The sequence below is a fragment of the Halostella litorea genome (assembly GCF_004785955.1).
In the GTDB taxonomy this organism is placed as follows: domain Archaea; phylum Halobacteriota; class Halobacteria; order Halobacteriales; family Natronoarchaeaceae; genus Halostella; species Halostella litorea.
Map to the genome: position 1 here is coordinate 644,002 of NZ_SJER01000001.1, position 20,777 is coordinate 664,778.

18 protein-coding genes are annotated in these 20,777 nt (G+C 58.2%); 15 read left to right on the top strand and 3 right to left on the bottom strand.

The features are described 5' to 3' along the window. Window positions 1–124 precede the first annotated feature (124 nt). Genes EYW40_RS08855 through EYW40_RS08880 form a run of 6 tightly spaced genes read left to right on the top strand, consistent with a single transcriptional unit; the run spans window position 125 to window position 5,738 of the window. Window positions 125–343 carry a hypothetical protein gene (locus EYW40_RS08855; RefSeq protein WP_135821250.1) on the top strand — a complete coding sequence of 73 codons (219 nt, stop codon included), beginning with the start codon at window positions 125–127 and terminating at the stop codon, window positions 341–343. Between the two features lie 29 nt (window positions 344–372). Further along, window positions 373–2,664, top strand: coding sequence for an Env/VP5 family phage fusion protein (locus EYW40_RS08860; protein ID WP_135821251.1), 2,292 nt, complete (start codon window positions 373–375; stop codon window positions 2,662–2,664). Window positions 2,665–2,670: 6 nt separating this feature from the next. Beyond that, on the top strand, window positions 2,671–2,940 hold the full coding sequence (locus tag EYW40_RS08865; protein ID WP_135821252.1) for a hypothetical protein: 270 nt from the start codon (window positions 2,671–2,673) through the stop codon (window positions 2,938–2,940). A gap of 56 nt (window positions 2,941–2,996) precedes the next feature. After that, a complete protein-coding gene (locus EYW40_RS08870; RefSeq protein ID WP_135821253.1) occupies window positions 2,997–3,605 on the top strand; it encodes a DUF8063 family protein in 609 nt (202 codons plus the stop codon). A 1-nt stretch (window position 3,606) separates the two neighbouring features. Next, window positions 3,607–4,407 carry a hypothetical protein gene (locus EYW40_RS08875; RefSeq protein ID WP_135821254.1) on the top strand — a complete coding sequence of 267 codons (801 nt, stop codon included), beginning with the start codon at window positions 3,607–3,609 and terminating at the stop codon, window positions 4,405–4,407. Further along, entirely contained in the window at window positions 4,404–5,738 is a 1,335-nt protein-coding gene (locus EYW40_RS08880) for a hypothetical protein (protein ID WP_202614488.1), read from the top strand. Before EYW40_RS08875 ends, EYW40_RS08880 begins: the two co-directional genes overlap by 4 nt. 126 nt (window positions 5,739–5,864) lie before the next feature. Here the strand turns inward: EYW40_RS08880 and EYW40_RS08885 are convergent, their stop codons facing one another. Beyond that, complete coding sequence (locus EYW40_RS08885) at window positions 5,865–6,260, bottom strand: PD-(D/E)XK family putative nuclease (RefSeq protein ID WP_135821255.1); 396 nt, start codon at window positions 6,258–6,260, stop codon at window positions 5,865–5,867. Between the two features lie 140 nt (window positions 6,261–6,400). On the opposite strand from EYW40_RS08885, the gene tatA reads away from it, so the two are divergent. Further along, the gene (gene tatA / locus EYW40_RS08890; RefSeq protein ID WP_135821256.1) at window positions 6,401–6,625 is read left to right on the top strand and encodes a twin-arginine translocase TatA/TatE family subunit; all 225 of its coding nucleotides are present in this window, start codon (window positions 6,401–6,403) and stop codon (window positions 6,623–6,625) included. Window positions 6,626–7,003: 378 nt separating this feature from the next. Further along, window positions 7,004–8,032 carry a tyrosine-type recombinase/integrase gene (locus EYW40_RS08895; RefSeq protein WP_135821257.1) on the top strand — a complete coding sequence of 343 codons (1,029 nt, stop codon included), beginning with the start codon at window positions 7,004–7,006 and terminating at the stop codon, window positions 8,030–8,032. 29 nt (window positions 8,033–8,061) lie between these two features. Here the strand turns inward: EYW40_RS08895 and EYW40_RS08900 are convergent, their stop codons facing one another. After that, window positions 8,062–8,817 carry a hypothetical protein gene (locus EYW40_RS08900; RefSeq protein WP_135821258.1) on the bottom strand — a complete coding sequence of 252 codons (756 nt, stop codon included), beginning with the start codon at window positions 8,815–8,817 and terminating at the stop codon, window positions 8,062–8,064. Between the two features lie 1,143 nt (window positions 8,818–9,960). Further along, window positions 9,961–10,242 carry a hypothetical protein gene (locus EYW40_RS08905; protein WP_135821259.1) on the bottom strand — a complete coding sequence of 94 codons (282 nt, stop codon included), beginning with the start codon at window positions 10,240–10,242 and terminating at the stop codon, window positions 9,961–9,963. Window positions 10,243–10,603: 361 nt separating this feature from the next. Between EYW40_RS08905 and EYW40_RS08910 the strand changes: the two genes are divergently transcribed. From EYW40_RS08910 to EYW40_RS08945, 7 genes are all read left to right on the top strand, one after another. Then, window positions 10,604–11,767, top strand: a complete 1,164-nt coding sequence (locus EYW40_RS08910; protein ID WP_135821260.1) for a hypothetical protein — start codon at window positions 10,604–10,606, stop codon at window positions 11,765–11,767. Continuing rightward, window positions 11,767–14,190 (top strand): UvrD-helicase domain-containing protein, encoded by a 2,424-nt coding sequence (locus EYW40_RS08915; protein ID WP_135821261.1) that lies wholly within the window; start codon window positions 11,767–11,769, stop codon window positions 14,188–14,190. The genes EYW40_RS08910 and EYW40_RS08915 overlap by 1 nt, the downstream gene beginning before the upstream one ends. Then, entirely contained in the window at window positions 14,190–15,542 is a 1,353-nt protein-coding gene (locus tag EYW40_RS19965) for a hypothetical protein (RefSeq protein WP_135821262.1), read from the top strand. Before EYW40_RS08915 ends, EYW40_RS19965 begins: the two co-directional genes overlap by 1 nt. Window positions 15,543–15,776: 234 nt before the next feature. Beyond that, a complete protein-coding gene (locus tag EYW40_RS08925; RefSeq protein ID WP_135821263.1) occupies window positions 15,777–16,190 on the top strand; it encodes a hypothetical protein in 414 nt (137 codons plus the stop codon). 381 nt (window positions 16,191–16,571) lie between these two features. After that, window positions 16,572–18,014 carry an SIR2 family NAD-dependent protein deacylase gene (locus tag EYW40_RS08930; protein WP_121820580.1) on the top strand — a complete coding sequence of 481 codons (1,443 nt, stop codon included), beginning with the start codon at window positions 16,572–16,574 and terminating at the stop codon, window positions 18,012–18,014. 496 nt (window positions 18,015–18,510) lie between these two features. Next, complete coding sequence (locus tag EYW40_RS08935) at window positions 18,511–19,230, top strand: recombinase family protein (RefSeq protein ID WP_135821264.1); 720 nt, start codon at window positions 18,511–18,513, stop codon at window positions 19,228–19,230. A 1,352-nt stretch (window positions 19,231–20,582) separates the two neighbouring features. Then, window positions 20,583–20,774 (top strand): hypothetical protein, encoded by a 192-nt coding sequence (locus tag EYW40_RS08945; protein ID WP_135821266.1) that lies wholly within the window; start codon window positions 20,583–20,585, stop codon window positions 20,772–20,774. Window positions 20,775–20,777: the final 3 nt, after the last annotated feature.

Below are 20,777 nucleotides of genomic sequence, written 5' to 3' on the forward strand. Positions count from 1 at the left end.
CAACCTTTCCTCATTCTTCCGGTCGCCGAGACCCATCTACGTCCCTAACCCTCCGCTGAGCCGTGAACCCCCCTTGCTCGCGTGACACTTATCGGAAGGGGTGGCTGCAGCCTCGAGTGCAGTAATGGCAGACAAGCTAGACCTTGGCAAAATCGTTGCAGGGAGTACGAGCGGTTACGTTGGCGTCGACTCGGCACTCAAGATCATCACGGAGAGCGGCCTCACGGCGACACTCGTCGACCCCACAGGCGAGGTCGCGATGGCGTTTAACCTCATCCTCCTGCTCGCGAGCGTCCTTTACATCGTCGCGATGACGGGGATGGTCGAGTTCTCCGGTCGTTAACCAACCGCAGCCTTTCGATTCTTCGAAGAATGACAGACCCAACCGAACACGAACAGACCGACGAAAATGACGCCAGCGAGACGACGCAGTCGAAGCACAACCCGCTCAACGAACGAGTCAGCCGCCGGCAGTTCATCAAAATCGGCGGCGCAGCCGCAGGAGCCGCCGCAGCCGGCGGAACCGCCAGCGCGGCCACGACCACCACGACCAACACGACGACCACTACTACCGACACCGCGGACTCGGACAAGCACAAGGCGCCGAATTCCATCGACGGCGGTGAGGTCGTGGTGGACTATGCGCTCCAGAACCCCGCGAAGACGGCGGCAGCCGCACCTATGATCCTGACCGCACCGGTCGGCGGAGTCCTGTACTCCGCCGAAGTCGCCAACGCGGCCAGTTACGCCGTCACCAATATGGCGACGTGGGCGTGGGGGCAGATCACCCCGGACGCCGACGACGCGCAGGATGACCAGCTCGAACTAGACGTCAACGCCCACGCTCACACCATCCACGATAACCTCGTCGCGCTCACGAAGCAGTGCTACAACAACTTCCGAATGCTGAACAACAACGCCTTGATTTCGGGGGAGGTGGCGGCTGTGAAGGCTATCAACGCCGGCAAGGCTGAGTCTCTCGTGGCGGCTCAGGCGCAGGACGAAATCTACAATCAGATTGCAGTCTTCGAGGAGAACTTCTACCGGATCATCGAGAGCGCGATCGTCCGGCTGGCGAACCTCCACGCCCAGCAGGTCACTGGATTCGCCGATAACGCCGACTACGATCCGACGATCAGGTACAAAGAAAACCAGAATGACAGCTATCACCACCGGATCATCGGGACTCGGGACATCGAGGTAGAACTCGTCAACGGTGACACGATCACGACGCAGGCACTCGCCTGTAACGACGGGTCGCTGAACGATTCCACCGAAACTGGTGTAGTGTACATCCACCCCCTTTTTGCAGACAACGCAGGCGGGGACAGCGACGACCTCACGAAGAAGGTCACGAACTACGACGAACTCGTCGACGCGGAGACGAACAGCTCGACACTCCAACGCCTCTGCACCGGCTGGCACGCGGACGATGACGTTGATCCGGTTGGTCTTTACGTTGAGAAGTACGACCAGAACAACGGTCGCGTCTACCCGTTCGCCAGCTCAAACGACGGCCACATCGACTCGATTATGCCCGATGGAGGCTATGCGAACGGTTGGTGGGACTGGATTGCGGCCCACGTCATCAGCCGCGCCGAGACGCTGACGGCGGATATGCAGCAACACGTGGAGGACATCTTCGACGCTCTCGCTACCGGCGAAATCGAGAACGTCGAAGAGGTACTCTCTCCCTACGCGTTTATGCAGTTGCAGGCGGGCGATTGGCTCCAGACCGGGAGTACTGGCTACCCGATCGCGGCGGCGTGGATGGGTGGGTACAGCACCGATCTCGATCGGACGGGAACGTACACCCACGTAGACGTCGACGCTGACAACATCACGTACGACAAGGCGAACATCCTCTGGGACTCGCGGAACCCGCCGAAGCTCGGCAGTCTCTCAGCCGAGACGCTGGGTGGTACAGACTGGACGATTAACGTCCCGGTCGGTAGCGGTTCGACCCTCCACCTCGACTCCTACCCCGAGGCGGGCAAGACGTTCTCCGCCTCTCACAGCAGCGAATCGGTCGACTCCATCGGAGTCCAGCTCGGAACGGGGGATTCGGCGACACCGGTTGCTGCAAAGTCGTCCACGTCGTCCATCACCCCCACCCGCCGCGAGTGGGAAGACGCCCTGTCTCGCCACGGCGTCAAGCACGCCGACACCGTGACAGTCTCCGTGGAGGTCACTACCGGGGCCGGATCTAGTACGACGGTCAGTGCGACGGACGTGACCATTCTGATCGAGACGCGGCTGATGGTCGGCAACGAGTACACTGTCCCGTCCACGTCCACGGTCTATATCGCGGACTCGAACGGTATGCACGAGGTGCCGAGCGGTGACAGCGTCCGAATCGAGTCCGTGAAGGACGCCGACGGCAACGCGCTAGAGTACATCACCGTCTCGGATGGGACGCTTATGACTCTCGACAGCAGCGAGGACATCCAAGAGCGATGGGACGCCATCCTCGAAGCCGAGCGAGATACTGAGGACACCACACCCGATGGAGACGGCAGCGTCAATCCCGGCGGCGGAGGTGGGGTCAACGTCCCCAGCTTCGATGGAAACATTCCGTGGGAGCTGCTCGCGGGCGGATCCGGGGTGGTCGTCATCCTATCCATCGTCGCCCAGCTCCTCGGCGAGGACGACAACCGCAGGTGATACGCTATGGTGTCCATCACAACCATCATCAAAGCACTCGCGGGCGGCCCCGCCACCCTCGCGTACACGCTGCTGCGGGCGGTCGGGATCACCAACACGCTGGTACTGGTCATCCGAGTCGTGCAGGTGTCGTTGCTGATGGCCGTGTTCGCCGCGGTCGCGTTCAAAGGGCTGAGTATGCTGGGGTACGACCCGCTTGCGATCATCTGGGCGTTGTTCGTCGATGTCCTCGAAGCCGCGCTTCGAGAAGTCCTCGGCGACAAGTTCAGCCTCTGAGACACCCTCCAGATCTGATGAACCCACCCGGTCTCGCGGGCCGTTTTTCCGACTGAATGGCGGACGTCCGCGGTGACGTGAAGAAGTCACCAGCGATGTACCTACTGCTGATTTCAGTCGTATCCTTCACCGCCGCCGGCCCCGCCGTCGCGGCCCTGACGACCCCCGTCGCGGCACAGCAGACCGCACCGAACAACACCACGACCACAACGACCACCGAGAACGGCCAAACCATCGTCCACCAGCTCGGCGAGGACGCCCGGATTACCAACGTGACGTGGAACGGTAGGACGGTCGAGATCACCGTCAGCGCCGACGAGTACACTACGGTGGCCGTGACGGACGCCGGCGCCCTCAGCAGCGTCAGCGAGGGCTCCGTCTCCGAGATTCCGTACCAGACGTACACCGTCCCCGGGGACACCGAGCGCACGCTCGAGTTCACTGTCGCCGACAGCGGGACGCGCGCCGTGACCGTGCAGAGTGGGGACACGATGATTGCGATCGTCGAGGAGAAGGGCAACCGGTTCCTCGCCGGATCTAGCGCCGGCTGGGATGAGGTTCAGGCGGCCGCACTCGCCGCCTCGCTCGTCGTCGGTGGTGTCGCAGTCGTCACAGGGATCCTGACTTGGTATGCTATGCGCCGGGACTACCGGCGGGTGGTCTGAGATGTTCGGACGTGGACTCGTCGCGCTTCTCAGCTTCATCTGGAAGCGGAAGTTCAAGTTCGCCACCGTCGTCTTCGGACTCGGATTCGTCATCAGTCTGGGCTGGTGGCAACTCGGGCTCAGCGTCAGCGAAATCCCCCTGTCAGCGTGGGTGTTCATCGGCGTCGCATTCGTGACGCTACCGTACGCGGTGCTGGTCAGCGCGATCATCGTCGGGCTGATTTACGACCCCAACCGTGTGGTCTTCAGCGAGCTAGACCCCGCAAATGGCGATCTCGCTGTCCACGACGTGTCGCAGGAGACGTACGACGAACTCATCGCGATCGACGAGACTGGGCAGGAAGTTGGGAAGGGCCACCTACAGCAAATCGACGTGCAGAAGGCCCGGGAAGCGTACGAGGTGACGTCATACGATCCTGAAGCGAACACCGCGCGAACATCGTGGATGGGCAACGCGACAAACTACGAGATCAGGCAATTCCGCGGCCGCCTCGAACAGGTGCAGGAGACCCTATCTCCTATGGCCCGCGCCTACTCGGATCTGCACGCCTCATACGATATGGAGGTCAAGGAGCGCGCGCAGGACACGTTCAACTCCTTGATGGCCGTCCTCCAAGGAGTGGAACTGCCGCCCGGTATGGACATCGCCAGCCAACTGCAGAAGGACGCTGGACAGGAAGAACTCGGCCGCCTACCGGATCCGGAAGAACAGCTGAACGAACTCGAAGACCCAGAACAGAGGGAAAGCGGCCCCGCGCTCGTGGATGAACACGAACCCCAGAACGGGGGTGAGATGAAATGATGGGTGACGACGGTGGATTCGAGCCCGCTGGTTATCTCCGCGAATACGTCCGCGGGAACGTCGACGTCGACCCCGACGCCCACGTCCACTCTGGACTGATTCGCGACCCGGAAATGCGAGCGTGGGTGTCGTGGATGGTTGAGAGCTACTATCCAATCACCGACGATATGCCGGCGTCATTCTGGGAGACTGACCCCGCTCGGAAGATTCTGCGCCGACACGGCACCGAGACCGCACACCGTGCCGTGCAGCGCGGCCAAATGCACATCGTCGACTATCTGACGGGTATGCCCGACCAGTCGGTCGACCTGTCGACGATGGACGCGTTGGATTGGCTGAGCGACTGGGTGACGCGGGACGCTCCGGTGACGTTGGTGACCGGGCATATGAATTCGGGAAAGACAGCGACGACGCTGAAGATTGATGGGAAGTTGTGGCAACGCGAAACTGGGGGGTATGTGGCCTCGAACATCCGCACGTGCCCGTCCACGATCTCCATCAGCAGTATGTCGTCGCTCGTGGAGTTTGCCAAGGAACACCGCGACGAGCCCAGCCAGTTCGTTTTCGACGAGGCCGCCTCACACGCTTCCGGGGATCTAGACGACCGTGAAGTGAAGGAGCAAATGCGCCAACTGATTCGGTTCGCGGCGAAGTGGGATATGGGGCTGACGATCATCGGCCACGCCGAAGGTGGGCGGGACATCTCGCCGGAAGTCCGCCGGTTCGCTGAAGTCATCCACAAGGACGGCAAGAAGTCCGGGACGATCTACGGTGCGGTGAGCGAACGACGAGAGTACGTCGACGAGAAATTCGAATTCGACGGCCTCCCCGACACCACCGGACGTTGGAAAGCCGACCCCGACGAACCGGCGACGTGGGAGTGGGACTACGAGGGAGATGATCTGGTAGACCTGAGCAAGGACGTGGACGACCTCGAGTGGGGTGTCGAGATTGGTGTCACCGTCAACGAGAGCGTCGGCGGTGCCGAAGAATACGAACGGTGCCGCGGCGTCAAGGACGGTGGCGAGCGGTGCGGAATCACGACCACCGCCTCTCTCGGCGAACACGGCTACTGCCACCACCACGACGATCAGTACGACCCCGACGCCGAGCAACCGGCCTACCAACGAGTAGATGAAGAGGGGGACACCCCCACCCCCGGTCGTAAACCCCCCGAATCGAAGGATGGAGAAGGGAAAGAAGGGGGTCAAACCCCACCCCCTGCGTCCTCAGGTTCCGACGAGAATGCAAAATCGGACGGAGACGACACCGAGGAGGACGATACCACCGTTTCCGCGAGCGACGTGGTCGGGACAGGCACCCGCTACTAACCCCCGACCCCCCACCCGAAGTTTATGCGCGGCCGCGCGCATAAAAATCGCCACACGGCAGCGGAATCTGGTTTATGCGCGCGTGCGCATTCGCGTAAGAGCCACCCCCACCCCACCGCCTCCGGTTCAGCGATAGTTGACGAGCCTCGGCCACGGGATCTTGGTACCGTGACTGTCCTTCTTGTTACTCATACTGTACCAATTCGGGTCTACTTGACGCTCAAGCTCTCTACAACCGACTTTAGCCATTTTGAGTACCCTGAGACTATCGTTGTTCTCGCCAACGACCGCCAGCACGTAGCCGCCTTGTCGCTCGCGGAGCTGTCTGTGCTGACCGCGCCAGAGCATAAACCGTCCGTAGCGACTTCCCTTCTTGTATTTTGCCGCTTTCACATCGACTGGACTACCGTTTGTCTTCCAGCGGGCGTCGTGCCAACTGTCTCTCTCCAACCGGAGGTGGTACTTCCGGGCCGCCGCCTGCTCGGCCAGCCGACCCATCCTGTTCGCGTCCTTCTTTTGCACTTGCACCCGGACGTCGACACCGAGGCGGGATAGCCCCCACGCGCCAGCGGGTTCATCAAGCGTCCCTCCGGGACGCGACGCGCGACCCACCCGCTCTCGCCCGCGGCTTATCCGAGCGAACGGCGGATCCGCAGCTGGACGTGATCACACCAGCACAACTCGCAATCCCATCTGGGATAGAAGTCGTCGTCGTACTGCTCATCGCCGTCCTCCTGTTCGGTGCGAACAAGATTCCGAAGCTCGCCAACGCCGCCGGTCGGTCGCTCGGCGAATTCAAGCGCGGTCGCGAGGAACTCGAAGACGAACTGGCGAATGACGGTGGGGACGACGGTAGCGAAGACGACGGCGCGGAGACCGCAGACTAATTCTCGTCGCGCGACATCAGATCCAGAAAACCGCCAGAGAGCGAGGATGTAGTTGTCACTTGGAGTGGAATCGCGCCGCAGAAAGCCACTGAGATTGTCCGGAACCCAGACCCTTCTTGCGGTCTGGGTCGAACCCCAAGTGGCTGCGGGCTATAGTGGGCCGGCGCGAATTCGAATCGAGCGAGACTCACTGCGTTCGTCTCGCAAACTCTCGTTCGCTTCGCTCACGAGAACGCGGTTACGGCCAACGCTCCGGTCGGTTTCGCGGTTCGGTGCTCGGGGGCTCCGCAGGCTCCGCCCCCTGCGCTCCGCTTCCACCAACAAAGGCCGACGGCAGCGCACGCGCTTGGCCCGCCAACCCGCCCGTGCCCCAGAACAATGGCACGAAACTCTCCCGACGACGGGCTTGAACCCCTCACACCGCGCGACGCAGTTGAACTGTACAAACAAGATCGAGAACGCGAACTCTCAGACGCAACGCTCCAGAGCCACGGATACAGGCTACAACGCTTCGTGGAATGGTGCGACCAAGAAGGTATTGACAACTTGAACGACGTCACCGGCCGCGATGTTCAACGCTTCAAAATCCACCGGAAACAGACGGTGAGTGACGTAACACTCAAATCGAACCTAGACACGCTCCGTGTCTTCTTGCGGTTCTGCGTCAGCATCAACGGATGCATCGACGGCCTCGATGAAACGGTCAACTCCCCATCCCTCGCAGATCCGGGCGCGAGAGGCACCGACACAGTCCCCCGGCAGAAGGCCGAGCAAATCCTGCAGCACCTCGATAAATACCAGTACGCGAGCCTACAACACGTCATCTTCCGGATCCTCTGGGAGACCGGGATGCGGATGGGCGCAGCACGAGCAATCGACCTGCAACACTACCACCCGCGAGACGAATACATCGAACTCCGACACAACCCGGACACCGACACCCCACTGAAGAACAAGCGAAAAGGGGAGCGCGCGGTCGCTGTCAGCACGCGTACCTGCAGGATTATCGATGACCACATCGAGCATCACCGTCACGACGTGCAGGACGACCACCGCAGAGACCCGCTGCTGACGACGGAATTCGGGAGAATCACGAAGAACACGATCCGACTCAACGTGTACCGAGTCACCCGCCCGTGTACGTTTAACGGCGGTGACTGCCCGCACGATCGGGACCCAGACGAGTGCGAGGCGATGAACAATATGACCGCGAGTAAGTGCCCGTCCAGCACTGCTCCGCACTCGATCCGTCACGGGGCGATCACTGATTATCTCGCGTCAGATGTCCCTGCAGACGTCGTCAGCGACCGGATGAACGTCGGTACAGACATCATTGAGGAAAGATACGATCACAGGGATTCGAAATCCAAAATGCGACAACGCAGGGAACGGATCAACTGGCTGTGACCGCATGCGGGCAGGCACCCCAGACCCCCTCACGCCAGCCCGTACATCGACGGACGATCCCCCAGCGCGTTAATGATCGTCCCACGCGAACACCCGAGGCGCTTTGCAGCACGACGCTTACTGGTTTCTGAATCACGAACCTGCTGGAGCACAGTACAGATACGATCGTACTCATCAGTCTCTACCAACCTCCCATCCTTCACATCGAACCCCAACGGCGGACGGCCGCCACTCCATGCGTACGTGGCGTCACTATCGTGGTCATGCGAGGGATGTATGGCATCACTGAGCGTGGTGAGCGCACGTTTCGTCGCACCCTCGATAGCAGTATCGGACGTGATTATCATACCTGCCTCAGCCAGGTGTACGTCCACCGCGCTGTCCACGAGCTGTTGAATGCGGTCGGCTCCATGTGCGCGGTTAATGAGTTCATCGGGGTGGACGACGATGAGGGAGTATGGTTGATTGCTTTTCGTTGCGCCCTGCATCATACCGTTCAGTCCGTTTTTCGTCGTGGTTTTGTCGTGGCAGATGAGGAGCTGGTTAATGGGGGCGTGCCAGTCTACCTCTTCGATTGTCACTGAGTTCCCTGGTGTTTCGTTCTCGATTGCTTGCGCTGCGTTATCTGTGTTTTTCGTGAGGGAGGGCTCAGTGAGCCATGTTTCACCAGTATGGTTAGTGGCGTGAGAGAGACACGCGCGCAGATCGTCTTTGCGTTCTGTGGGGGAATCTCCGGTCACGTAGATGATCGTGGTGATTGTTTTGTAATCTTTGTCCGGGGCCATTGTGTTTGGTTATAACACCCATAGAAGTATAAATGACAGGGGTTCTTGACGTGGTATATTTCTTCTTGACAGGGTGCGATTTTCAATAGAGTGATTTTCACCCCTCTCATGGCAAACTTCATTTACTGTATCAATTGGTGGGTTTCTGAACCCCCGATTCACCCCCTCCATCTCAGTTAACTGAGTGTTCTGAGAGGGTGTTTTTCGTGCCGGGGCTTAGAATTGCTTGAAAAAGCTTTTTTGTCGGGATAACGGGTATAATGACACCTCTCAGGGGCTTTCTGACAGGGTTCTTACGTCCGAAGATGGTGTTTGGTGTATAGGAGAGGATTTACCTCCTGTGTTAGATATCTGAGATGGGTCAGGGCGAAGTGTTATGGGCGCACGGAGTGAGCGACGCTCACGCGCCACTGGGCTTCGAGAACATACCCGCGGTCACGAACAGTGTCACGCACACCCGCCTGGGGTGCAGACGACGTCAGCGCAGACACGATCGACACGAACCTGTCAACGCTCACATATCGCCAGTGCTCACCAGCTGAAGGGGAGAAAACCTATAACGAGAAGCGCGTGACGACAGAGCGTTAGCGCACCACCGCTGCCACGACACGCAGGTCACACACTCTCTCCGGTCCCACGCGTCCCCACATAGGCGCTCACACGCTGCGCAACACGCTGCAGTCAGGACACGTGTCACGCCCCTCATCGAGCCAGCACACCCCGCCACGCGCGCACGCGTCAGCAGGAGCACCGTGACCACCGATTCAGACGCTGACGTTCTTCCGTCCACAACGAGCGCGGCAGCCGCCGCGCCCTTCCCATCGATACCTCCAACTTCTTCCCCTACTATATTGGGGGTGCTGTCGCTGGGAGAGCGCGCCCAAATTGTAAGAAATTTGAGTACCAATTGTTGTAGTGTAATTGGTGTGAATTGGGGGTTAGTATTCTGATAATTTGGGGAGGGTGCTCTGGCGACAGCACCCACTACACTATACGCGCGAAAGGTGAGACCCCACGGCCAGTGAATATCAGAACTTCACCACGGAGAATAGAGTGTTGTTAACGGTCGGGAGACGTCGGCATGCTGCGAGCCTTTAGGTGCGCCAGTTGGTTGTAATCCTGGGCCACCAATCGATGCAGTCCTCAACCCTGCAGCAAGCGCCAGAACCCCCCTCGATCCTCTCGATACATATCGAGGTTATCAGCCGCGCGTTCACCGAGCGTGGTGAGTTCGTAGATCCCCCGGTCAGCTCTTTGTACTAGATCGTTGTCGCGGAGGTGTTTGAGTCTGTTTTGGACGTACTGTTTCGAGTCCGTGGAGGCTACGGATTTGAGGAGCATGCTCGGTGTTTGTCTGCTTTCCTCGTTGAGGAGTTCGAGGATTTCTTGATCGGTATCGAGCAGCGATGGGTGTTGAGCGGTCATGGTCATTCCTTATTTGTATGTTTGCTCCCCAAATACTTATAAGTACTAGGTCCTTAACAGGGGATAAGCAGTGAAAACGCGGGCCTGGACGAGCGCCTAACCAGCGTTCGTATGAAAGGACAGGCGGGGAGGGAACCACCCTCCCGCCCTGGTACCGCGGGTTCACCTGACCCCGATGGATGTGCGTCTGCGAGACGGATCGTTTCCGCCAATCAACCAATCCATGCGGTCCGCGAGTACCAATGCAACGTACGACACGAAAACTTAAAAATCGTCCTACAACGGACGGACGCAGCGACGAACAGCACGGAGTAAACGACGGTATCAACGGTGGTGGGGCCTGATGGCAGCGGGAGGAGACATGCCCGACGACATCTCGGGCCCATCAGAGGACACACCCACTGCGAAGCTGGGCGCGCAGTTCTCGCAGTACGAGGAAACTGTGAAGGACGCAGACAACGCTGGCGACGCGATGCAAGTCTGCATGGATGCAGCTCAGACCTTCGCAGCGATCGAAGTCGAAGCCGGCGACGAAGCCACGGGTCTGCACTCGATGGCGAAAGCGTACCTCAACCAGCTAAGTGACACGAAAAGCGGCGTGTCGCGGAAGAACGTCCGCCAAATCTGGTTAGATGAGATTGATGACCTCGAAACTGAGAAGAAGATCGATGACGGTGAAGTGGTCATCTTCTCAGACCTCATTGAGGAGACGCTTGTCGGTGTGACGAAGAAGGTCACGACAGACAAGTCATCCACCGAAGAGACCGAATACGTCCTGAAATTCAACGATGCGAACGGGACGCGTCTCACGGTCACCCAATCGACACTCTTCGAAGGACGGGTTCTGTGGAAGGCCTACACAGCCGCTCAGGAAGGCGAATACCCTGACCGAGCGGAGAGTGAAGAAGTTGAGTGGGACAACTTCATCGGCGATGTTATCGAGAGCATTGGTGAAGTCGTTGAAGAAGAGACGGGTGCACGGACGGCAGCGATGCAGGCGTTGAAGAACTACGTGAGTAACACTGTCGCGTACGGAGACCGCAAGGATGCTGTTGAGAACGGCGGTGTGTACGTGGACGATGAACCCCCGGCGAACTCTGAGGTTGTCGTGCCGAGGGAGGCGATTGCGTCCATCACATCGACCCACGAAATCACCGACCGGGCGCTGCAGGCTGAAATCTCCGCGCGTGAACTTACAGGCACGTCAACAGCTGGTGACAAGGTATCGAAGTCAACGACCGTTCACGGGAATTGGCAGACGTTCTGGTATCTGTCCGGTGAGGCATTCGAAGTTGGCGAGGATGCCTACCAGCAGGAGGCGTCAGGGTCCACGATGGACCGCATGGATAACCACGGTAACGAGGAGGATGGTGACAACGCCAGTGAACCGGACGAGACCGGCGACACCGACGAGGTTGTAAACGGTGACTCGGGCGGTTCACTGCCTGGAAGTGACGAAGACAGCGACGACCATGAACCCGGGAAAATCCGGTCATACACGCCCGAAGACGGAGGTGACGAGTAATGCCACGAGCACCTACTGACTACGACGAAGTCACCGACTACGAAGACGCCCGCCCGCCTGAATCCGTCCGCAAGGGCCTCCCGGCGGACCTGAAGGACGCGAAAATCAAAGGCGGGGAGACGCACCCTGCAGACGCGACAATCCGCCTGAACGGGCCGCCCGGCACGGGTAAGACGACGCAGATGTGCCTCCGCGTTGCTGTGCTTATAGAGGAACACAACATCGACCCCCGTGATATCACGATCATGACGTACCGTCGTTCACTTGCCGGTGAAATCGAAGCGCGTCTCAAGTCATGGGGAATCCTCGATGAAGAAGATGAGTTAGAAATGTGGACGACCGCACACGCCGCGGCGAACCGCGTTACAGGGCTTCTCAGCGGTCGTCACGATGAGAACACGGATTCCGGGCTCGGTCCAGCCGTGACGGGATACGAGAAATGGTACTTCTGCAGTGAAGTACTGGACATCAAGTACAGTTCAGCGCCGTGGAGCACGTCGCGCGGTGAGCTGTTGTTCAAAGTCATCGAATACGCTCGTGATAACCTGCTTGACCCGGCGGACAAGAGCGATCTGTACGAAGTGCCGAAGTACACCGACCTCAAGGAAGAATGGCCGGGCGTCGACGTCCCCCAGATCTATGAGCGGTGGGAGGCGTTCAAGCAGGAAGCCGGTCTGACGGAGTTCGGCGAACTGTTAGAAGCAGCCGTGAACGGTCCGCTACCGCCGACGAAGGCGGTTGTCGTGGACGAGTACCACGACGTGACACCGCTCATGGCGCAGGTGTGTGAGCGTTGGGTTGCAGCTGCAGACACCGCAATCGTTGCCGGCGACCCGTTGCAAGTCGTGAACGAGTATACGGGCGCGGACCCGCGGTTCTTCAGTGACCGACTCGATCACATTCCGGAGGTCCTGTTGACGAAGACCTGGCGTGTCCCGCGGTCGCACTGGCAGGCTGCGACGTTGATGCTGTCGAAGGAGTTCGACGAACCGCCGGTGACGCGTGACTCTCGCGGTGAACTGCATGAGTACAAGTCCCCATGGTTCGAGAAGGGGGACAGTGACGGTTGGCGCGTCCCGGGCGCGGATACCCCGGCAAGCCCCGGCGCGCTCGTCCAGGACCACATCGACGGGCATGACGACCGGTCGATGATGCTCCTTGCACGCAGTCGCACGCAAGTGTCGGGTATCAGTGCCGCACTGGAGAAAGCCGGCATCATCCATTCGACGCATGACAGCGATCTGGGCGGGTGGACACAGCGCCGCGTGGACCTGCTAAACGCGTTAGTGAAACTCCGCGGTGTCCCGGCAACCTACGCGTCAGATGACGGTCAGTACGGGCTGCAGACGTACGACACGGACGCGTCGCAACTCCGTCTCACCGGCGACGAAGCCGCGACGCTGTTAGAGCACACGAACGGTCGTGTGCTGTCGGTCACGAACGACGAACGGGAGACGTTCATTAGTGGTCTCCGTGACGGTGAACAGACAGTCACTGCTGACGACCTCGGTGAAGTTGTCAAAGACGCGTTCTGGGGGCGTTACACCTCAGGAACGGCGTCTGTTAGTGAGTTAACGAAATCCGGTGAACTCGATGACGGTGAAATCGATGCGTTGCAGGCTGCAGTGTCTGAGCGTGACGAGACGGTTGCAGAGGACGCGGTGAAGCGGGTGCGTGTCCTCACGATTCACGCATCGAAGGGCTCGGAGGCAAGCGACGTTGTCGTGTACGACGGCATCACGAGCACGATTGCGAGTGAAATCGACCGGTTGAAGCGTAAGTCAGAGAATGAAGCTCGGACCTGGTACGTCGCGCTCACACGTGCGAGCGAGCGGTTGCACATCATGCGTGGCGGGTTCCGTTGGATGACGCCGTATCTGGACGGGGAGATCGTCAGGAAGTCGGAGCAGGCCGCTGAACGCGCTGCAGCGAACGCGGAATCCGCCGAAGATGACGGTGACGAGTTGCCTGTCATCGATACTCCCGCCGTCGAAGAGGAACCCGCCCCGGATGCTATGGAGAACACCGGTCCCGACCCCGCCCCGACCACAGGAACGTCAAGTGTTCTGGGGGAACGTGAACGGGTGGATAACGCTGTCAGGCAGGCATGTACTGACGGTGGGGTTGACACCGACGCAGCGACGGGTCGTGTCGCTAAGCGGACCCGCGCAGACCTGGACATGATTCAGGACAGGATCGAAGCGTACCAGGAACGCATGGAGTACACGCGAGAGTTAACGCGTGAAGTGTGTAGCGAAATCTACAATGGTGGGATATCGACGATGACTGAGGTCATCGATGCGTGCGAGTCCCGCGGATTCCGACGTGAGAACGTTGAGGCGGTACTGGATGCGCTCATTAACGCAGGCACGGTCGCAGAGAAAGACGGTGGATTCGTCGGCCTCACATGGGGTGATTGTTGATGCGAGTAGCAATCCAGCGGTTAGACGACGCTGAAAGCCCGGTGAAAGTCACCGACGTCGGTGAAGAGTACGTCACGCTGGACGTTCCGGAATCAGTCCACGACGCGGAGCGTGTCATCCCCGCAGACCTGGTTGAAATCGGGCAAGACGCCCGGAACTGGTTCGCGTGGGACTTGGAAGAGAAGCAGCCGCGCGCCCCGTACACCAACCCCGGGTACGCTGGTGCAGCGCAGTGGGGACGTGAGAACGTCAGTTGGGATTCACGGGCAGGCGGGACGTTCGACGACGTGATTGACGCCCTCGATGGAACTGTCAACGGGCACATCAATGACAGTTGGCGGTGGGGGACTGTTGAAGACGATGACGGGAACGAGCACCGTGAGGATCCCCGGCCGCTGTACCCGATGGCGATCGTTCCGCACTTGGACTTCCAGCCTGACGAAGATCCGCTCATGCTGGTGGACCTCGATGACGTCATCGAACCTCAAGACGATGGGACCGCGCTGATGACGCGGGAAGCGTGGGACCTCATCCAAGAACTGGACGCCTACACTGAAGTCAGCACCAGCATGACCGGCGTTCACGTGTTCGTACGGGCGGAACTCCCCGGGTTCGTTGACGGGAAGAAGGTTCAGGAAGATCTGACCCAGTCACTCCCGAGCGGTGAAGTCGGGCACGTTGAGGTGTACGGTGCTCCCGCGAACGGACGCGTGATGGGGACGACGTGGATGCACATCGACGCCACGCCGCGGCACGACGTCCCTGAACGGCAGGCAACGATCGACGACATCGTTGACGAGCACCTGGATGACGACGATACTTTGACGCCAGCTGAACAGGCACAGGCAGCGTTCGATGACCGGGCTGAGGGTAGTGATATCGACTCGTCCAAGTCGAAGTCAGCGTACTACTCCCTGAACCCTGAGCCGATCGCGCAGACCGGTCCGTTCCGCGCTCACGCGGTGAACGGGGAGGGCCCACACCCGGTTCACGGTGGCACCAGCACCCCAGACGCGAAGTCTACGAACTTCGGCGTGGACACTAATGACGGGTGGAAGTGCTGGGCTCACGAGGACGGTGGCGGTGCGCTGCAGTTGATTGCAGTCATTGAGGGCATCAGGTCGTGCGGGAACGCGAGCGATGTCATGCAGGACCCTGTCGATGCGCTTCGGGTGTGTCTCGCTGCGCGGGACAAGCACGCGACTGCGCTTGAAGACGAAAAACCGCCAACGATGGCTCTCAAGGGCGTTTTGGGGGTACAGGGTGTTGACTACAAAGAAGACGGACAGTTGTCGAAAGCGAACTACGCGCTGGCGATCGGGCTGTTCGAGGAGATGGAATACACGGGGTGACTAAGATTGTCAACTCAAAACTCAACGACGACGGTGACGTGGCAGTCGAACCGCGCGAGAGACTTCAAGAAGAGAACGGAAGGCAATCTTGTGGCTCACTGGGGAGAGATCATCCAGCACCTCGCCCCGCCAGTAGTCACCTGGCGGTGGGAAGAATCGCAACTGTCGCAGGAGATGAAGTGTTACCTGCGACATAAGGGGCTCATCAAGCGGAGTCCGGGCGGGTCGAAGTGGATGACATCGATGGACCTCTGGTGCTACGTGATTGAGAAGGCGGGTGACAATGAGCACGTTGGCGTGGAATCGACGGGACAGCAGCTCCTCTTGGAGGATACTGTCGGGTCCGCAGGGACGACGCGGTACTTGCGCGACCAAACGCCCACGCGACGCGGGCGGGCGCGTCAGGCGACGCTCGCGGGCGAGACAGTCGATCGGCAAGTGGTGCGGTCACAGCATGAGCCGGATTGGACGGTTGTCAATGCTCGGAAGGGCATTCACGGTGACGACGACGGTCGGTCGGAAGCCGCTCGGTACCCGGGGCAGTCGCGCCTGTCCACGTTCGAGGACTACGACCTCGGGTCGTGGGATATGACGACGCCATGGTTCCGCGAGAATGCAGTGCGCGTTCCGGCGGGCGACGTGTACTGAGAGGGTAACACGGTTCCTGACCGCGCTGTGTTTTAAGGGTTCACAAAAGGTGTTATGGGGGTTTGGTGCGTGGGATTACAGCGTTTTCATACTTTCTTGCTCGCCCGTAACACGATTCCTGACCGCGGCACCGTCGTTCTTGTTAACGGTTTCTGATTGATACTTTCCCGAGCAGGACAGGTCGAACCTCCTCCGCCAAGACGAGCTGTACTATAGATACTCCAGTAACGGAACCACATCATCGCGGAAATCCACGACTGAACCGGGAACCCAAGCCACCTCACCTACTCAATTCATACCATACCCGGGTAGGAAGTCGGGACTAGTCATTCGCTCACTAAACTGTCAACACTTTTCCTTGCGGGAGGAAAGGTGATGAATATGCCAGATCTTGAAGAATATCGTGAAGAGATCATACAGGACATTGGGAAGACACTAGAAAGTGAAGACTTCCAACCCGCACTACTCGTTGGTTCTGGTCTCTCTATTCGCTACTTCAGTGGTCCGGGATGGGATGAACTACTAGAATCAATGGCCGATGATCTTCCTACACTCGGCCACGATTACGGATACTACCGCCAAACTCGAAGTCCACAAGAGATGGGTCAGTTTCTCGCTGAACAATATGCTGTGTGGGCTTGGAACAGAGGGACCCCCACTTTTCCAGATGATTCTCTTGACCCCCAGCATCCAGAAGACATCTACATCAAAAATCGAATTTCGGAATATTTTGATGATCTGACGCCAGCCTCGTCAGACGATTTGACTGATGACGTCGTCAATGGTGACCTCACCGCCGATGAGGCACGAGAAGAGATCGAACTTCTAAAAGAGATTCAACCGCACGCGATCATCACCACGAATTATGACCCGTTCTTAGAGCGTATTTTCAATGAAGACTATGACGAAGATGAGCCAGATTACGACGTAGTTGTCGGCGAGCAGGTTCTACGGCGTCAGCACCAGACTATCGGTGAAATTCTCAAGATTCATGGTAGTATCACCGAACCTGAGAGTCTTATACTGACATCCGAGGACTACGAGGACTTCAATTCTCGGCGACGATATCTTAGTTCGAAAATGCTCACATACTTTGTTGAACACCCGTTACTCATCGTTGGATACGGGGCGGGCGACTCAAACATACAACGAGTGTTCTCATGGGTGAATCAGATGTTATCGGACAACGAGGACATTGCTAACGACATCTACTTCCTCGAATTTGATGACGACATTGAAGACCGGGACAACCTCCCACGTCAAAAACAGATTCAGATCGGGGAGGGAGACAATATTACAGTAAACAGAATTGTCGCCAAAGACTTCTCGTGGGTCTTTGAAGCATTCACGCAGCATAGTGGGCTGAATATCCCCATCGGCGCTCTCCGCAGAATTCTTGCCAGCACATTTGAGGTGGTGAGCAAGAAGGCTCCCAACCGCGAGGTGGTTGACGTTAGAAAAGTCGAAGATCTCGCTGAAGACGAGAGTGAATTAGCAACCGTGCTCGGGATCGCCCCTGACTCGGAGTCGGCAATTCAATTTGACCATGACCTACGCCCAAGTGATGTGGCAGTTCGGCTTGGGTTTGAGAGCACGAACACCTACGCAGTCAACGAACTTATCAGAGACATCGAAGAGGAGACGGGTATAAACATCCGTGAATTCAACAACAGATACCACATCGCGTTCATCGGCCAGGGTAAGGTCGATCCACGCCGGTACTCAGAAGAAGTTGTTCCCCTTCTTAAGAAGGTGCGCGATGATGAGGAGTATGCCCTGAACATCCCGGAGAGCCAGATTCCGGAGGATATGTTAGACGACTAAATACATCAGTAGTCACATGTACGAAGCAAATGACGGGCAGGAGTACCTATCCGTATTCATCTCCGTCACCAATTGTCATCGAAACTCCGGTGTTCGATACTAACCTGTTCTAATGGACAACCCATTGGGGTAGCCGTTTCTCTAATGTCGCGGAACATGGTGGGCGACACGACGCAGCACGCCGATATCCCGGGTGTCCGTACAATTCATAATAGATGATCTGCTCGCCCGCCCGTCAGTCGGTTTGAGCAGATGGACGTATACCCGTACGTGAGGACGGGAGTACGAACGTACGTCGCTGTGTCCGTAGCGATGTACGTGGTCGCGTACGTACTCAGGTGCGTACGCACGTACGCCGATCCGACCGTCCGAACCCACCTCCCCATCCTTTAGTCCCGAACTCCTACTACGACGGTGAGAGTTACGAGAAACTAATGTTTCCCGCACCGTCAAGGAATCCTACTTCTTTGATAAGGGAACACCGACTAAGGTAGGTATGCAGGAATCACCCCAGAATGTCGCCGGTTATGTCCGTGTCAGCACAGACGACCAGGACGACGACCGGCAGCGCGAATCGATCCTCCAACACTACAACACCAGTGAAGTCGCGTGGCACGTGGACATCGAGTCCGGTGCGAGCATGTCCCGCGAGCAGTACAACCATCTCCGGGAGACCATCGACCAGTACGACGTCGTCGTCACCACAGAAATCGATCGACTCGGACGATCGTTCAGTGAGCTCGCCAGTTTCGTTGAGGAACTCCGCGAGAAGGACATCGACCTGCACTGCACAGAACAACCCATCAGCACAGTCGATAATGACGACTGGATGGGAGACCTTCTACTCAACCTCATGATCGTGTTCGCAGACGCGGAACGACGGATGATTGCTGATCGCGTGCAGCAGGGCATTGACAAAGCGCGTAGGGATGGAAAGCGCGTTGGACGACCGCCTGCAGGGTACGACGTTGATGAAGACGGGTTCCTGTACCAGGATCCAGCTGAGTACGCGAAGGTGCAGAACTTCATCCGCGAGCTCAAGAAAGGCCGTCCGAAGACGACGACAGCAGAGTACTTCGGAATCCCGCAGTCCTCGATCCAGTCGATCCTGAAGCGCGCGGAGAAGAACTACGAGATTGAGTTCGACAACGACTTGTGGACGATTGAACGGGCGAAGGTCGAAGCCGGGGAGAAACTGTTAGAACCGCTCGAATAGGACGACGACTGACGATGACGCGAGCGACGAAGAAGACAACGCTGACGAAGACTGACCGGATCGTCTCCCCGCAAGCCGTGTTACCTCTCTTATCCGTGTCATCAACCTACCCATAGGTATACCAACAGCGTTTATCGCCGGTATCCCGGGTAGATCCGAATACTCGTAGCGCCGCGGACAGAATCCTGGAATTCGTACGGTCAACGGGTGGGGCAATCGGGGTGTTCGGACAGGCTAGCGACTCAGATCCCGATAACGACGACTCAGGCCTGGATCCACTTCTACGTGGAGACGAAGGGCCATGATCGTAGACAACATAACACAAGACCGGTCCGTCAACAAGCTTACTCTGGCCCCATCTCTCTCTAATATGGTCGATGACGTGCCCGTCCGCCCGTCAGTCCGATATCCGTGGCTGACACACGCACGTACGTAAGGACGCGCGTACGTGATGATGTACGTGATCGCGTACGTACCTGAGTACGTACGTCGATCCGCCCGGTCGAACCTACCTGTCTCGGTATTTACGAGCGCAAAAGAACAATCGAGTCTGTCCGTAATAGACACTGTACCGCAGCTACCTTGGTGAGTACGACGGAGAAAGCATTCCAGCTTGGTGTGCCGAGATACGTCAGTCTCACAAATCCGAGACTGGCCGTCGTGGTATGTAGTGTGCGCTGCGCCTATCGACTCGCCAAGCAACTGAATATACAACCTTTGAAGACAGTAGGAGCGCGTCGACAAACTGCCGCCCGTAGGGGCGGCGTTCCCGGAAAGAGAGAGTGAACGGGTCCCGGTCCGTGGTGGGGCCGTGACCCACTCGGCTGTAGTGGCGTGCGGCGAGTTACTCGTCACTGGTTCAGCGGTGCATCTCTTTTGTAACCGTGTCTACGCTCTTCCGTAGGACCTACTGTCTACTTTCAACCGGTACTAAATCGTGATGACGAAACGAGAGGGGTAGTTCTTCGCCTGTTTCTGCGTTACACAGTGTATAGGAGTATGCGTCTGTATTTCGACCGGTTTCCTTCCCGAGATTATCCTCATCGATTTCGACGATCTCACAGACGACACCATGATACTGATTATCGGGATCGTCAGAGGCAAGATAAATCTGGATGTGATCGCCGACTGAGTACGGATCATTCGACGGTTGCGGAATATCTTCCATTGTCGGTTTTTGAACCGACCATCCGTATCAGTTCATCGCTCTTAGCAGACCAACGTGGCTGTCGGGTCACCACGTATGAAGTGACCGGACTATCCACCAAGCATCCATCTGAGACGTAACCTGTGATGCGAGACAGTCTAAGTAAAGACTATATTGTTGCGCTGAACAATCCTTGGTATCACTAATGACCCGGAAGCAGATCGGTCGTAACACTGGAAATTCAGGCCGAGTCAACGTCTCCGGGTCTGAATTGGAAGAACTTGGCATCGAAATCGGCGATGAAGTTGACGTGGATGTCGCTGATGCCAAAAAGATCGCGCACGCCATCATCGATAGCAAAGATTCCGACGAATTCCTGATCGTTACCCCCGCCTAACGA